This window comes from Chromobacterium sp. IIBBL 290-4 (genome assembly GCF_024207115.1).
GTDB lineage: Bacteria > Pseudomonadota > Gammaproteobacteria > Burkholderiales > Chromobacteriaceae > Chromobacterium.
The window spans coordinates 878,066-891,888 of the sequence record NZ_CP100128.1 but is presented as its reverse complement, the minus strand read 5'-3'; the positions used below and the strand labels follow the sequence as shown (position 1 = coordinate 891,888).

13 protein-coding genes are annotated in these 13,823 nt (G+C 62.9%); 5 read left to right on the top strand and 8 right to left on the bottom strand.

The window, feature by feature from the left end; translation table 11 throughout:
• Positions 1-4: 4 nt before the first annotated feature.
• Genes aroK through NKT35_RS04010 form a run of 6 tightly spaced genes read right to left on the bottom strand, consistent with a single transcriptional unit; the run spans position 5 to position 5,603 of the window.
• Positions 5-556 carry a shikimate kinase AroK gene (aroK, locus tag NKT35_RS04035; protein ID WP_254299089.1) on the bottom strand — a complete coding sequence of 184 codons (552 nt, stop codon included), beginning with the start codon at positions 554-556 and terminating at the stop codon, positions 5-7.
• Between the two features lie 34 nt (positions 557-590).
• Positions 591-2,699 (bottom strand): type IV pilus secretin PilQ, encoded by a 2,109-nt coding sequence (locus NKT35_RS04030; protein WP_254299088.1) that lies wholly within the window; start codon positions 2,697-2,699, stop codon positions 591-593.
• The gene (locus NKT35_RS04025) at positions 2,696-3,214 is read right to left on the bottom strand and encodes a pilus assembly protein PilP (protein WP_254299087.1); all 519 of its coding nucleotides are present in this window, start codon (positions 3,212-3,214) and stop codon (positions 2,696-2,698) included. Before NKT35_RS04025 ends, NKT35_RS04030 begins: the two co-directional genes overlap by 4 nt.
• Positions 3,215-3,234: 20 nt before the next feature.
• Complete coding sequence (locus NKT35_RS04020; protein WP_254299085.1) at positions 3,235-3,852, bottom strand: type IV pilus inner membrane component PilO; 618 nt, start codon at positions 3,850-3,852, stop codon at positions 3,235-3,237.
• A complete protein-coding gene (locus NKT35_RS04015; RefSeq protein WP_254299084.1) occupies positions 3,849-4,490 on the bottom strand; it encodes a PilN domain-containing protein in 642 nt (213 codons plus the stop codon). Before NKT35_RS04015 ends, NKT35_RS04020 begins: the two co-directional genes overlap by 4 nt.
• Positions 4,491-5,603 (bottom strand): pilus assembly protein PilM, encoded by a 1,113-nt coding sequence (locus tag NKT35_RS04010; RefSeq protein WP_254299082.1) that lies wholly within the window; start codon positions 5,601-5,603, stop codon positions 4,491-4,493.
• 114 nt (positions 5,604-5,717) lie between these two features.
• Between NKT35_RS04010 and NKT35_RS04005 the strand changes: the two genes are divergently transcribed.
• The 3 genes from NKT35_RS04005 to lpxO all read left to right on the top strand — a co-directional run bounded on the left by NKT35_RS04005 (position 5,718) and on the right by lpxO (position 9,932).
• Positions 5,718-8,078: a penicillin-binding protein 1A gene (locus tag NKT35_RS04005; RefSeq protein WP_254299080.1), complete on the top strand. Its 2,361-nt coding sequence runs from the start codon at positions 5,718-5,720 to the stop codon at positions 8,076-8,078.
• A 121-nt stretch (positions 8,079-8,199) separates the two neighbouring features.
• Entirely contained in the window at positions 8,200-8,934 is a 735-nt protein-coding gene (locus NKT35_RS04000) for a metallophosphoesterase (protein WP_254299079.1), read from the top strand.
• Between the two features lie 77 nt (positions 8,935-9,011).
• Entirely contained in the window at positions 9,012-9,932 is a 921-nt protein-coding gene (lpxO, locus tag NKT35_RS03995; RefSeq protein WP_254299077.1) for a lipid A hydroxylase LpxO, read from the top strand.
• Between the two features lie 7 nt (positions 9,933-9,939).
• Here the strand turns inward: lpxO and NKT35_RS03990 are convergent, their stop codons facing one another.
• Complete coding sequence (locus NKT35_RS03990) at positions 9,940-10,785, bottom strand: LysR family transcriptional regulator (protein ID WP_254299072.1); 846 nt, start codon at positions 10,783-10,785, stop codon at positions 9,940-9,942.
• Between the two features lie 104 nt (positions 10,786-10,889).
• Here NKT35_RS03990 and NKT35_RS03985 point away from each other — a divergent pair, with 104 nt between their 5' ends.
• Positions 10,890-11,966: a zinc-binding alcohol dehydrogenase family protein gene (locus tag NKT35_RS03985; RefSeq protein WP_254299071.1), complete on the top strand. Its 1,077-nt coding sequence runs from the start codon at positions 10,890-10,892 to the stop codon at positions 11,964-11,966.
• A gap of 196 nt (positions 11,967-12,162) precedes the next feature.
• Here the strand turns inward: NKT35_RS03985 and cynR are convergent, their stop codons facing one another.
• Positions 12,163-13,050, bottom strand: coding sequence for a transcriptional regulator CynR (gene cynR / locus NKT35_RS03980; protein ID WP_254299070.1), 888 nt, complete (start codon positions 13,048-13,050; stop codon positions 12,163-12,165).
• A 108-nt stretch (positions 13,051-13,158) separates the two neighbouring features.
• Between cynR and NKT35_RS03975 the strand changes: the two genes are divergently transcribed.
• The gene (locus NKT35_RS03975; protein WP_254299069.1) at positions 13,159-13,794 is read left to right on the top strand and encodes a carbonic anhydrase; all 636 of its coding nucleotides are present in this window, start codon (positions 13,159-13,161) and stop codon (positions 13,792-13,794) included.
• The last annotated feature ends 29 nt before the right edge of the window (positions 13,795-13,823 follow it).

Sequence of the window (13,823 nt, the reverse complement as noted above, 5' to 3'; positions counted from 1 at the left end):
GGGTTCAGCTTCCTTCTTGTTGCGGTGGCTGGTCGAGCAACTGGTCTATCAGTTTGTTGACCAGCAGATTGACGTTCTGTTGGGTGGTGTCGACGATGATGTCGGCGATTTCACGATACAGCGGATCGCGCTCGTCGAACAGGTCTTGCAGTTTGGCGCGAGGGTCGGCGATTTGCAGCAGCGGCCGGTTCTTGTCGTGTTGAGTGCGCGCCAGGAGGTCGTCGATGGCGGCCCGCAGGTAGATTACCGTGCCGTACTGAGCCAGCACGCGGCGATTTTCCTCGCGCAGGACTGCGCCGCCGCCCGTCGCCAGCACGATGTCCCTTTGCTGGGCGAGGTCGCGGATGACGCAGGTTTCGCGGTTGCGGAAGCGCAGCTCGCCTTCGATGTCGAAGATGGTGGCTACGCGCACGCCGGTGCGCGCCTCGATCTCCTGATCGGAGTCATAGAATGTTTTGCCGGTCCGGCGCGCCAGCGCGCGGCCCACCGTGGTCTTGCCCGCGCCCATCAGGCCGACCAGAAAGTAATTGCCTGCCAGTTTCTCCATGCCAGCCATTGTAGCTGATCGTTTGAGAATCTGTCTTGGCGGTTCAGCGTCCCGCCGTGATCAGGTCATTGACCACTTTAGGCGTGATGAAAATCAGCAGTTCGCTGCGCTTGTCGATTTTCTGGGTATTGCGGAAAAAGATGCCCAACAGGGGAATGTCTCCCAGAAAGGGCACTTTATTGACGACATTGTCCAGCTGCTGCTGATAAATGCCGCCGATGACCACGGTTCCGCCGTTGTCCACCAGGACCTGGGTTTCGATCTTCTCCGTGGTCAACGATGGCGTGCCGTTGACGGTCTGCTGGAAGTTGGCCGAATCCTTGTTGACCTTCACATCCAGCAGCACATGGTTGTCCGGCGTGATCTGCGGTTTGACGTTCAGGCTGAGCACCGCCTTTTTGAATGCGACCGAGGTGGCTCCGCTGGAGCTGGCTTCCTGATAGGGGATTTCCGTGCCTTGCTCGATGGTGGCTTCTTGGCGGTCGGAGGTCATCACTCTGGGGCTGGAGATGATCCGCCCTTTGTCTTCCGCCTGCATGGCCTGCAGTTCCAGGCCGATGATGCCGGACTGGCCGACGCTGAACAGCGTGGTGAGCGAGCCGGCCGGCGTGGCGATGGGCAGGTTGACGCCGGGCGTGACCACATAAGGGGTCTGGGTGGCGGATTGCACCGGGGGGATGCGGCCGTTGGCGTTGTTTATGCTTTGCGGCAATCCGCTGCCGCTGATGATGCCGGTGCTGCCGACGCGCTCATACGCCAGGCGCGCGCCCAGGTCGCGCTCCCAATTGTCCGTCGCCTCGACGATGCGGGCCTCGATCAACACCTGCTTCACCGGGATATCGGTCTTGGTGATGATGTCGCGGATATTGTCTATCACCGCGCCGGTGTCGTTGATGATCAGGGTATTGGTCTTGGGGTCGATCAACACGCTGCCGCGCTCGGACAGCAGGCTGTCTTTTTTGCCGGCGGTGTTCTCGCCGTTCAACACCTTTTTGAAGTCTTCCGCCGAGCGATAGCGCAGCACGAAGGTTTCCGAGCGCAGCGGCTCCAGCGTGGACAATTGCAGGCGGGCTTCCTGCACCTGTTTGTCGCGGGCAAGCAGCTCGTCGCGCGGCGCGATCTGGATGATGTTGCCGTTGCGGCGCTGATCCAGGCCCTTGGTTTGCAGGATCAGGTCCAGCGCCTGGTCCCAGGGCACATCTTTGAGCCGCAGCGTGATATTGCCGCTGACCGAGTCGCTGGTGACGATGTTGAGGCCGGTGAATTCGGCGATCACCTGCAGCACGGTGCGCACTTCGATATTCTGGAAGTTCAGCGACAACTTGTCGCCTTTGTACTGCGGCTTGCCATTGCCGCTGTCTGCGGCGGCGTCGGCATTGGGCCGCCGGATCTCGACCACCAGCTTGCCGTCGGTTTGATATGAAGAGTAATCCCAATCGCCCTGCGGCATGGCTTGAATCCGGATGTTGTTGCCCTGATTGGCCGCTTCGACTTTGGCTACCGGCGTGCCGAAGTCGGTGACGTCCAGCCGACGCGCCTGCTGCCGGGGCAGCATGGCGCCGACGATGTCGATGACCAGATTCTTGCCGTCGCGGCGGATGTCTACCGGGGTGTTGGCGCTGGGCAGCGTCAATTCGATCCGGCCCTCCCCGCCGCGGCCGCGGCGGAAATCCAGGCTGGCGGAGCCTGCCGCGGCGGCGAGCTGAGCCTGCGCCTGACGATCGGCGCCGGCCTGGGCTGGTTGCTCCTGGGGCGTGGCGGCCTGGCCGGGCGACAGCGATCCATCCAGCGTGATCAACAGCTTGTTGCCGGACAGCTGGCTGCGGTAAGTGGCGTTGCGGGTCAGGTTCAGCACCAGTCGGGTGCGTCCCGGGACCGGCACCGCGATGGCCGAGCGCAGCAGCGCTCCGTTCAGGTTCAGCTGGGTTTGCGCCATCTTGACGTCCGCGCCCGCGAAGTCCAAGGCGATGCGCGGCGGGTTGGACTGCGCGAAGCTATTGGGTTTGATCGCCGGCCCATCGAAAGTGATTTGCAGCACTTGCTGGTTGCCGTCGGCCTTGCCCAGCTCAAGCGCGGTAATGGCGGTATCGGCGAAGGCGGCGCCGCAAGACAGGCCCAGCAGCCAGAGCAGAGTGAGTAGCGTTTTTTTCATTTGGATTGCCCTTGTTCATCCAGATACAGGCTGCTGTTGTGCTGCACCCATTCGCCGTTCAGGTCTTCCACGGTTTCCGACAGCACGATTTCGCCTTCGCTGATGGAGATGACCTTGCCGTAATTCGGGCCGATGTAGTTGCCTGCCTGGATGCGATAGATCGCCCCTTCCGGCGTGCGGATCAAGGCATACATGGCGGCGCCGCGCTTGAGGGTGCCCACCATGGCCAATTTGTCGAGATCGTAGTTTTCCAGCGCTTCCCGCGTTCGTTTCAAGTCGGGCGCGTTGGCCGAGTTTTGTCGTTTGCCCGCCTGCATTTTTTGCGGGTTGAAGGGGTCGGTCAGGTCATAGGCTTGATAGGTGAAGGGCTGGTAGGACTGCACCTGCGGCAGCGGCTCGATCTGGCCGCGCAAACCCTGGCTGTTCATGGCCATCCATTGGCGCAAATCGTCGGTATTCGGGCCGCCGCAGGCGGCGAGCGTCAGGATGAGCAGGCAGAGGGCGAATCGGATCATCGCTGTGCTTCTTTCGCTTCTCATTTGGGCGGGGCCACCAGCGGCTGGCCGGTGCGCTCGCTCGCCTCCAGCGCGCGGTAGGTGCGGGCGGTGGCGTCCATGGTCAGGCGATTGTCCTTGCCGCTCGGCGCCAGGGTGATGTCGTTGATCGTCACGATGCGGGACAATTGGGCCACATCGTTGACGAAGGCGGCCAGGTCGTTGTAGCTGCCGGTCAGGCGGATGGCGATCGGCACTTCGGCCATCTCCGCCGAGCGCAGCTCGTTGCCGGGCTTGAACAGATCGAATTGCAGGCCTCGGCCCAGGCCGGCCTGGTTGATTTCGGTCAGCAATGTGTCCATGTCCGATTTGGTGGGCAGTTGTTTCAGCAGCGCGCCGAACGAGGCGTCGATTTCCTTCAGCTGTTGCTGCAGCGCGTCCAGGTTGACCGCCTGGCGTTTCTTGTCGACAAAGGTTTGCTTGAGTTGCTCTTCTTGCTGGCGCGACTGGTTCAAATGATCCAGCTCGTCGCTCAGCACCATAAAATAGCTGAGGCCGAACAGAATCATCGCCAACAGCGCCAGCATGATGATTTGCGCCTGCAGCGGCCAGTTGGGCAATTCTTTGGGATCTAGCGTCCGCAGCTCGTCCAGGGTCATGGCTTGGCTCCCGATGCGTTGAAGCCTTGCGCGTTGACGCCAGGCGGCGGAGCGGGCGGGGGCGTCGCCGGCAAGACCGGCGGCAGGGCGCCGGCCGGGCCTTGGCGCAGATTGGCGTTCAGCGTGAAGGCGTTGACGCGCTGGTTGTTGACGATGGATGAGGTCACTTCAACCAGGGACGGGTTCTCGAACGACTCAGACTGGCTCAATTGGCGCATATAGCTGGAGACGCGGGCGCCGGATTGGGCGTAGCCGGTCAGCACGATCTGGCTGCCGGTCTGATGGAAGCTTCTCAGGTAGACGCCATCCGGCGTCTGCCGGATCAGTTGATCGAACAGGTGAACCGCCTCGTTGCGGCCGGATTGCAGTCTTTCCACCAATTGCTTGCGCGCCAGCAGGTCGTCGCGCTGTTTCTTCAATTTGCCGATGTCTTTGATCTGATGATCCAGCCGAACGATTTCGGCTTGCAAATACTGGTTGCGCTGCTCTTGTCTGGACTGCTGGTGTTCCAGCGCCAGATAGACCATGGCCACGATCAGCAGCGAGCCGACCGCGGTGGAGCCGAGCAGCAAGTGGAAGCGCAGTCTATGGGCGGCTTTTTTCTGCTCGCGGTGGGGCAGCAGGTTGATCCGTATCATTCAGTCGAACCTCCGCAGCGCCAGCCCGCAGGCGATCAACAGCGACGGCGCGTCCAGCAGCAGCTCTTTCAGGCGGATCGACGATGACTGCACCATGGTGGTGAAGGGATTGGCGATCATGGTGCTGATCTGAGTGCGGCCGGCCACCGCGTCGTCCAGGCCCGGCAGCATGCTGCAGCCGCCGGCCAGCAGGATGTAGTCCACCCGCAGATATTGCGAGACGCTGACCGTGGTGTAGAAGAACTGCAGCGCGCGCTGGATTTCCTGCGCCAGGGAGTCGATGAAGGGGTGCATCAGCTCGGACTCGTAGCCGTCCGGCAGCGCCATGCTGCGTTTGCCGCTTTCGGCCTCGTCGAAGCTGATGTTGTAGCGGCGCTGGATGTCGCGCGTCAGCTGGTGGCCGCCGAACATCTGCTCGCGATAGTAGATTTGCTGGCCGTTGCGGATGATGTTGCAGTGGATGCGGGTGGCGCCGATGTCGAACATGGCGAAGGTCTGGTTCATGCCTTCTTCGGGCAGTTGATGCTGGATCTGCTCGAACGCCGTCATCATCGCGAACGATTCCACATCCACCACCTGGGCGCGCAGGCCCGCCATCTCCACCACCGCCACGCGCTCTTCCACTTTTTCCTTGCGCGCGGCGCACAGCAGCACTTCCAGATCGTCGATGCTGGATGGCGAGGGGCCCAGCACTTGATGATCGAGGTTTACTTCGTCCAGCGGGAAGGGGATGATCTGGTTGGCTTCGGATTCGATCATTTCTTCCATGTCTATCGCCTGGCTGGCGGGAACCAGGATTTTCTTGTAGATGGCCATGGGGGTGGGAATGGCGATGGCCACGCTGCGGATCGGGCTGCCCAGGCGTTTCCAGGCGCGGCGCAGCGTCTCGGCGATGCCGTCGATCTCGATCAGATTGCCGTCGTTGATCGCCTCCTTGGGCAGCGCTTCGATCACATAGCGTTCGATCTGTTGGTTTTTTCCGCTGCGCGACAGCTCCACCAGTTTGATCGAGGTGGTGCTGATATCCAGTCCCAGCATGGGATGGTTGTGGGCTTTTCCCAGTCCCAGTTGGGTCAGCCATGAGCGGCCGGGCCATAGTTTTTCGGCTAACATCGCTGTCTTTATCCCGTCACTTGCAACAGATTTAGGACTGTCGCCGCCATTGTTTATCTTTCTGGCTTACACAAGACGTTATAATCCGTATTCCACTGAAAGCCCATCGTAACTATGCTCAGACGATTACTTGCAATTCTGGCGGGCGCATTTCTGGGGGGCGTGGTATTGCTGGCGGGCGCTGCGGCGATTGCCATCATCATAACCTACCCCAGATTGCAAAGCCTTGATGTAATTACAGATTACCGGCCGAAAATTCCGCTTAGGGTCTATTCGGCCGACAGCCAGCTGCTTGGCGAATTCGGCGAAGAACGCCGTTCTTTTTCCCGCATCCACGAAGTGCCGCAGCTGATGAAACAAGCCGTTTTGGCGGCCGAGGACGAGCGTTTCTACCAACACAGCGGCATCGACTACCTCGGCATCTTGCGCGCGGCGGTCGGCAACCTGGTGTCCGGCCATACCCGTTCCGGCGCCAGCACCATCACCATGCAGGTGGCGCGGAATTTCTTCCTGTCCAGCGAGAAAACCTTCACCCGAAAGTTCAACGAAGCCTTGCTGGCCTTCAAGATCGAGCACACGCTGAGCAAGGACCAGATCCTGGAGCTGTACTTCAACCAGATCTACCTGGGGCAGCGCGCCTATGGCTTCGCGGCCGCGGCGCAGGCCTATTACGGCAAGCCGCTGAACGAGCTGAGCGTGGCGCAGATGGCCATGCTGGCCGGCCTGCCCAAGGCGCCGTCGGCCTACAACCCGGTGGTGAATCCGGATCGCGCCAAGCTGCGCCAGCAGTATGTGCTGCGCCGCATGCGCGAGCTGAACTTCATCACCCAAGAGCAATATGATCAGGCGGTGAGCGAGCCTTTGCATCTGGCCAGTCAGGCAGCTGATACCAGCCAGCCTGGCCAGTATGTGGCGGAAATGGTGCGCCAGGCCATGTACGAGCGCTATAAGGAAGCGGCGTACACCGAAGGCTTCAAGGTCTACACCACCATAGACAGCCGCCACCAGAAGTGGGCCTACGACGCGCTGCGCGCCGGCCTGGTCGATTACGACCGCAAGATGGGTTATCGCGGCCCGGAAAGCACCCTGGATCTGCCGTCCGGCGACGGCGAAGACGCCACCGAGGCGTTGGACGAGGCCATGGCCGATCTGCGCGACAGCGGCGACATGCTGCCGGCCATCGTGCTGTCGGCCAGCCAGTCTGAAGTGCGCGCCTATATGCGCGGCGGCAAGATCGCGGAAGTCAAAGGCGCGGGGCTCGATTTCGCCCGTCGCGGGCTGAGCGCCAAGGCGTCGCAGCAGCTGCAGATCCGCCGCGGCTCGGTGATCCGACTCCAGGCTAATCCCAAGGGGTATTGGGAAATCGTGCAGATGCCCGAGGTGGAAGGCGCTTTCGTATCGCTGGACACCCATACCGGCGCCATCCGCTCGCTGGTGGGCGGCTTCGATTTCAACCGCCGCAGCTTCAACCACGTGACCCAGGCCTGGCGCCAGCCGGGCTCCTCGTTCAAGCCCTTCATCTATTCGGCGGGCATCGAGCGCGGCATTACGCCGTCCACGATGATCAACGACGCGCCGCTGTCGGTGCCGGGCATCAACGGCCAGAATTGGGAGCCGAAGAACGACGACGGCAAGTTCTCCGGCCTGATCTCGCTGCGCCGCGGCCTGACCCAGTCCAAGAACCTGGTGTCGGTGCGGGTGCTGATGGCGGTGGGCACCGATTACGCCCAGCAATACATCCAGCGCTTCGGCTTCTCCGCCAAGCAGCACCCGGCTTATCTGCCGATGGCGCTGGGCGCCGGTTCGGTGACGCCGCTGCAGATGGTGGAAGGCTATTCGGTATTCGCCAACGGCGGCTATCGCACCAAGGCCTTCTTCATCGATCGCATCGAAGACCAGTCCGGCCGCGTGCTGGCCAAGACCGCGCCTGCGGTGGCCGGCCAGAACGCGCAGCAAGCCATCGATCCGCGCAACGCCTTCATCATGCGTTCGATGATGGGCGATGTGGTGCGCTACGGCACCGGCTTCCGCGCCATGAGCCTGGGCCGCGGCGACCTGGCCGGCAAGACCGGCACCACCTCGGACTGGAAAGACGCCTGGTTCGTCGGCTTCAACCCCAATCTGGTGGCCGCCACCTGGGTGGGCTTCGACCAGCCGCGCTCGCTGGGCCGCTACGGCTACGGCGGTTCCGCGGCCTTGCCTATCTGGATCAACTATATGGGCAACGCGCTGAAGGGCCAGCCGGAGATCGAGCTGCCGGTGCCGTCTGGCATCGTGGTGAAGCCGGGCGCCGGCCAGCGCGGCGGCGACGAGTACTACTACGAAGAGTTCCAGAAGACCAATCCGGAACTGCATATCGACAACCGCGGCACGGTGCCGGGCAGCGACGAAGACGCCAGCGCGCCGGTTTCGGACGATCCGAACAAGCCGGCGGCGCAGGACGCGGTGGAAAACGTCAAAGACCAGCTGTTCTGACCTTAAGCGTTTTCGCCCAACAAAGCCGGTGGAATTTCCCGCCGGTTTTTTTATTGCTCGGAGGCGGGCGGGCATGGCGATGCGATATGCTGATGGTTTGAATCGAAGCAAGGCTTGAGCGATGAAGCTGGCGCAATTGACCGATCTGCATTTGTTCGCCGACCCGGCGGCGGTTTTTCTCGGACATGATGTCTACGCCGGTTTGCGGCGCGTGGTTTCCGCCTTGGCCGCCGCCAAGCCGGACGCGGTGTTGTTGACTGGCGACATCTCGCAGGATATGTCGGAGGCCTCTTACCACTGGGCGGCGCAAGCATTGGCGGCGTTTGACGCGCCGGTGCATTGGATCCCCGGCAACCACGACAGCCCCGCCACGGTGGCTAGCGTGTTCGCCGGCTATTCCTTCCTGCATCGTTTGGATGAGCTGTCGTGGCCGGGCTGGACGCTGTTGGCGGTAGACACGATTCTGCCGGGCAATCAGGACGAAGGCTTGATCGCCCCGGATGCGCTGGCCGTGCTGCGAGTACGGCTGCAGAACGCCACCGCTCCGAACCTGGCGCTGGCGATGCATCATCATCCGCTGGCGGTGGGCACGCCGCTGCTGGATGTTTGCATGCTGCAACAGAGCGAGGCGTTCTGGTCTTCGGTGCAAGACATTCCTGCACTCAAGCTGGCGATCTGCGGCCATGTCCATGGCGAACATAGCCTGGCTCGCGGCAGTGTAGCGCTGGAAGTATGCCCGGCCGCCTGTTTCCAATGGCGCAAGGGCACGTCGACGGTGGATACCGAAAACCGGCAAGGCGGCCGGTTGTTTACATTCGGGATTCAGGGGTACGATGTGGCCACGATTTACGCTTGAGTCTGCAGGGTTCGCGCGTGCGCGTGTTGCTTGCCGATCAGGCGTGATGCGCAACGCTAAGCCTGGAGAAGTCGCGAATGCCGTATGTCAAACTCAGCATCGTAGCCGTTTTTATCTTATCCACCCTGTATGTCCATTTCCGCGGCCGGGTTCGCTTGGGCTTCTGGCGCCAGTTGAGCGATCACTCGACCTTCATGGCGCCGATCAACTGCTTCATGTATCTGTTTTCCACTGTGCCGGCCAAGCCCTTCCTGCCGGTGGCGCGGTTTCCAGAGCTGGCGGCCTTGACCGCCAATTGGGAGAAAATCCGCGAAGAAGCGGCCGCATTGTATGATCAGGGTAATATCAAAGCCTCAGACAAGTATGATGACCTGGGCTTCAACTCCTTCTTCAAAACCGGCTGGAAGCGCTTCTACCTGAAGTGGTACGGCCAGGACCACCCTTCGGCTCAGGCCTTGTGCCCGTATACCACCCAGCTGTTGAAACAGTTTCCCAATATCAAGGCGGCGATGTTCACCGCATTGCCGCCGGGCAGCCGGCTGGTGCGCCATCGCGATCCCTTCGGCGGCTCCATCCGCTACCATTTGGGCTTGTTGACGCCCAACAGCGAGGGTTGTTATATCGATGTGGATGGCGAGAAGTACAGCTGGCGCGACGGCGAGGCGGTGATGTTCGACGAAACCTATCTGCACTATGCCGAGAACACCACCGACCAGAACCGCATCATTCTGTTCTGCGATGTGGAGCGGCCGATGTGGTTCGCGCCGGCGGCCTGGATCAACCGCATCGTCAGCCGACTGCTGGTGGGCGCGGCCAATGCGCCCAACCAGGAAGGCGACCGCACCGGCGGCCTGAACCGCGCTTTCCGCTACATCCAGCAGCTGCGCTTGTTCGGCAAGAAAATCAAAGCGCAAAGCCGCTTCACTTACTACTTGTTGAAGTGGCTGCTGCTGGGCGGGCCCATCGTGCTGTGGCTGTTCTGGGGCGCTTGGCGCTGAGCGCCGCTTAGCTCAGCGCGGCGGGCAGGGCGTCGGCGATGAAGTCCGCCAGCGCCTGAACCCGCGGCGCGCGGCGGACATCCGGATGCATCAGCAGATACAGCGTCTTGTCCGGCGGCGGCGGGCTGTCCAGCAAAACCAATTCCGACGCGCCGCGGGCAAGAAAATGCGGCAGCAGCGCGATCCCCCAGCCCTGTTTCGCCGCCTGGAAGTGCGTGTCCAGATCATTGCCGCGCAGCGCCACCCGCCGCTCGCCGGCATGCTGGTCCAGCCATCGTTTCAATGACAGGCCGGCCAGGCTGTCGTCAAAGCCTATGAAGAGCCGCTCGCTGTCCGCCGTCTCCCGCCAGCGCGCGGCACCGTACAGGGCGTAACCCACTTGGGCCAGCGGGCGGGCGATCAGCTCCGGCGTGTTCGGCTCATCCAGCCGCAAGGCCAAATCCGCTTCGCCTTGTTCCAGCCGGGCGCGGCGTTGCTCGCCCAGCAAGACCAGGTCAATCTCCGGATAGCGCTGGCGAAAAGCGGGCAGCAGCGGCAAGAGCACATGATTGAGCAACTGCGGCGGGGCCGTCAGCCGCACTTGGCCGGCCAGCGCATTGTGTTCCGCGGCCGCCTGCCGCATGGCGGCAATGCCGGACTCCAAAGCCAGCGCCTGAGGCAACAGGTTTTCCCCTTCCTGGGTCAACTGCCAGCCGCGCGGCAGCCTATCGAACAGCCGCAGCCCCAGTGCCGCCTCCAGCTGGCCGATTCGGCGCGACATGGTGCTGTGTTCCACACCCAGCGTCCGCGCTCCGGCGGACAGGCTGCCCTCGCGGGCCAGCGCCAGAAAGTAACGCACATCGTCCCATTGCATGGCGGTCCGATCATGAATGCACAGATGCCGCCAATTTATTCGACTTATGTCGAATAAATCAAGGGCCTACACTACGCTCATCTTCCTTATCGAGAGCGTCCATCATGAACTTGCTCCCCACGCAGATGCCTGCCGTAGGCATTCAGGCGCCCCCGCCGGCGGAACTGCGCGATGTGTTCCTGCCTGTTCCCACGCCTGCTGGGCACGATATATTGGTGCGGGTGGATGCGGTGGCGGTGAACCCTGCCGATTGCCGCGTCCGCCAGCGCAAGCTCGATGATGGCCAGGTTGTGGTGCTGGGCTGGGATGCCGCCGGCGTAGTGGTGGCGTGCGGCGCTGAGGCCGCCGAGCGGTTCCGCCCCGGCGACGCGGTGTATTACGCCGGCGATGTGAACCGGCCTGGCTGCAATAGCGCCTATCAGCTGGTGGACGCGCGGCTGGCGGCGCGCCGCCCCGCCAACTGGAGCGCGGAAGAGGCCGCCGCTTTGCCTTTGACCGGGCTGACCGCTTGGGAGGCCTTGTTCGAGCATCTTGGCTATGCGCCGGAAGCATCTGCGGCAGGGCAAACCTTGCTGGTGCTGGGCGGGGCGGGCGGCGTCGGCTCCATCGCCATCCAGTTGGCGCGCTTGGCGCCTGGCTTGCGCGTGATCGCCACCGCCTCGCGTCCGGAATCGGTGAACTGGTGCCGGCAAATGGGCGCGCATGAGGTGATCGACCACCGCCAACCCTTGCGGCCGCAGCTGCAGGCCATCGGGGTTGAGGGCTTGCAGTCGGTTTTGCTGCTCAATCGGCCTGATGAACACTTCGCCGCCTTGGCGGAACTGATGGTGCCGTTTGGACACATCGTCAATATCGTGCCATTTTCCCAGCCGCCTGAAATCAACCTGCTGATGCGCAAGAGCGTGAGTCTGAGCTGGAACTACATGTTCACCCGATCGATGTTTCAGACCGCGGACATGGCGCGCCAGGGCGAGATTCTGGCCGATTTGGCCCGTTTGGCTGAGGCAGGACGGATACGCAGCACCCAGCGCGAACATTTGGGCAGCCTATCCGCCCGCAATCTCAGCGCGGCCCATGTCCGGCTGGCGCGGGGCGACACCATAGGCAAGTTGACCTTGTCGGGTTTCCCAGCGTTCAGGAGCGAGCATGAGCCGCATCCTGATCGCGCCGACCTTTCTTGACTACGTTTTCAGCCGCCGGCTGGCGGAGGCGAGCTGATCTGACTGGAGGATGACGCGTTTTCATTCCCGGCCGGCCGCAGGCCTGCGACCAGGTGTCTTTGTATGGCGCATATCGTGGGCTGGCGGATGCTGCCCGGATGCTGGAGTCTGTCATGGCCAAGCTGATGAGGCTGTGCGGGGTAGCGCCAGTCTCCGGCTAGGCCAGCTGCTCCGCCAATTCATCCAGCAGCGGCAGACAGGCGCGGGCGGCGGCGCTGCGGAAGCCATCGCGCCGGCACAGCAGGGCGGCGGTGCGGGAGGGCAGCGCCGGCCGCAGCTCCAGCGCCTGCAAGGCCGGGTCTTGCCGGGCGATGGCTTCCGGCAGGATGGTGGCCATGACGCCGCGGCGCACCGCCTCCAGGATGGCGCCTATGGTGTTGGCCTCCATGGCCACGCGCGGCGCGATGCCCAGCCGGCGGAAGTGCTCGTCGATATGGCCGCGGGTGGCGAAGTCCGCGCTCAGCAGCGCCAGCGGCGCCTGTTCCAGCTCGCGCGCGTCCAGCGGCTGCTCCAGTTCGCGCCAGCGGTGGCGCGGGCCGGCCACCACGCATAGTTTTTCAGCGAACAGCGGCCGCCGCTCAATCTCTGGCGAGCCAGCGGTATCGAAGGCGACGCCCAGGTCCAGCTCGTCCGCCGCCAGCGCCGCTTCCATCGCATCCTGCGTCATCTCGCGGATTTCCAGCCTCACGCCGGGATGCCGCGCCGAATAGCGCTCCAGCAGCGGGCCCTGCAGATAGCAGGTGAAGGTCGGCGTCATCGCCAGCCTGAGCGTGCCGCGCGACAAATCCGCCACTTCATGGGTGGCGCGCTGGGCGGCGGCCAGCTCGCGCAGCGCCCGCTGGGCGTATTCCAGGTAGGCCGCGCCGGCGTCGGTGGGCCGCACCGTGCGGCCGCTGCGGTCCAACAGCGGCGCGCCCACCATGTCTTCCAATTGACGGATCTGTTGCGACAGCGTCGGCTGCGACACGTGCAGCGCCTCCGCGGCGCGGGTGAAGTTGCCGTGCTCCGCTACGGCGATCAGGTAGCGGATATGTCTGAGTATCATGGCGCAAACTATAGGAATTACTTATGGTTTCTATTTTATATCAGTCTTGGACGCTATAGTTTAATCGGTTCATCCTTGCGGCATCGTTTCACCCGCAAGGAGAACCCCATGCAAGCCATCATCGACGGCTTTCTCAAGTTTCAGCAGGAAGCCTTTCCCCAGCGTTCCGAGCTGTTCCGCAAGCTGGCCGACAGCCAGAACCCCAGCGTGCTGTTCATCACCTGCTCCGACAGCCGGGTGGTGCCGGAACTGCTGACGCAGCAGGAGCCGGGTGACCTGTTCGTGATCCGCAACGCCGGCAATATCGTGCCCGGCTACGGTCCGGAGCCGGGTGGCGTCACTGCCACGGTGGAATACGCGGTGGCCGCGCTGGAAGTCAGCGACATCGTCATCTGTGGCCATTCCGATTGCGGCGCGATGACCGCCATCTCCCGCTGCGCCTGCCTGGACCATATGCCGGCGGTGGCCGGCTGGCTGCGCCACGCCGATGCCGCCAAGGCGGTCAACGCCGCCCGCCATCACGAATCCGCCCAGGCCAGGCTGAGCGATATGGTCAGGGAGAATGTCATCGCCCAGCTGGCCAATCTCAAAACCCACCCGGCGGTGGCGCTGGCCATGGCGCAAGGCAAGTTGCGCCTGCACGGCTGGGTCTACGACATCGAAAGCGGAACCATAGAAACGCTGGACGGCGCCAGCAAGCGCTTCGTCCCGCTGGCGGGCTTTCCGCAAACCCGCGCCGCCTGAGCGCGATTGAGCCAGACCACTATCTATAG

Bases quoted from the DNA above. Each gene is read 5' to 3' on its own strand.
- NKT35_RS03975 (WP_254299069.1), top strand. From the start codon at position 13,159: ATGCAAGCCATCATCGACGGCTTTCTCAAGTTTCAGCAGGAAGCCTTT.
- NKT35_RS03985 (WP_254299071.1), top strand. From the start codon at position 10,890: ATGAACTTGCTCCCCACGCAGATGCCTGCCGTAGGCATTCAGGCGCCC.
- aroK (WP_254299089.1), bottom strand. From the start codon at position 556: ATGGCTGGCATGGAGAAACTGGCAGGCAATTACTTTCTGGTCGGCCTG.
- NKT35_RS03990 (WP_254299072.1), bottom strand. From the start codon at position 10,785: ATGCAATGGGACGATGTGCGTTACTTTCTGGCGCTGGCCCGCGAGGGC.
- NKT35_RS04025 (WP_254299087.1), bottom strand. From the start codon at position 3,214: ATGATCCGATTCGCCCTCTGCCTGCTCATCCTGACGCTCGCCGCCTGC.
- NKT35_RS04030 (WP_254299088.1), bottom strand. From the start codon at position 2,699: ATGAAAAAAACGCTACTCACTCTGCTCTGGCTGCTGGGCCTGTCTTGC.
- NKT35_RS04010 (WP_254299082.1), bottom strand. From the start codon at position 5,603: ATGTTAGCCGAAAAACTATGGCCCGGCCGCTCATGGCTGACCCAACTG.
- NKT35_RS04015 (WP_254299084.1), bottom strand. From the start codon at position 4,490: ATGATACGGATCAACCTGCTGCCCCACCGCGAGCAGAAAAAAGCCGCC.
- NKT35_RS04020 (WP_254299085.1), bottom strand. From the start codon at position 3,852: ATGACCCTGGACGAGCTGCGGACGCTAGATCCCAAAGAATTGCCCAAC.
- lpxO (WP_254299077.1), top strand. From the start codon at position 9,012: ATGCCGTATGTCAAACTCAGCATCGTAGCCGTTTTTATCTTATCCACC.
- NKT35_RS04000 (WP_254299079.1), top strand. From the start codon at position 8,200: ATGAAGCTGGCGCAATTGACCGATCTGCATTTGTTCGCCGACCCGGCG.
- NKT35_RS04005 (WP_254299080.1), top strand. From the start codon at position 5,718: ATGCTCAGACGATTACTTGCAATTCTGGCGGGCGCATTTCTGGGGGGC.
- cynR (WP_254299070.1), bottom strand. From the start codon at position 13,050: ATGATACTCAGACATATCCGCTACCTGATCGCCGTAGCGGAGCACGGC.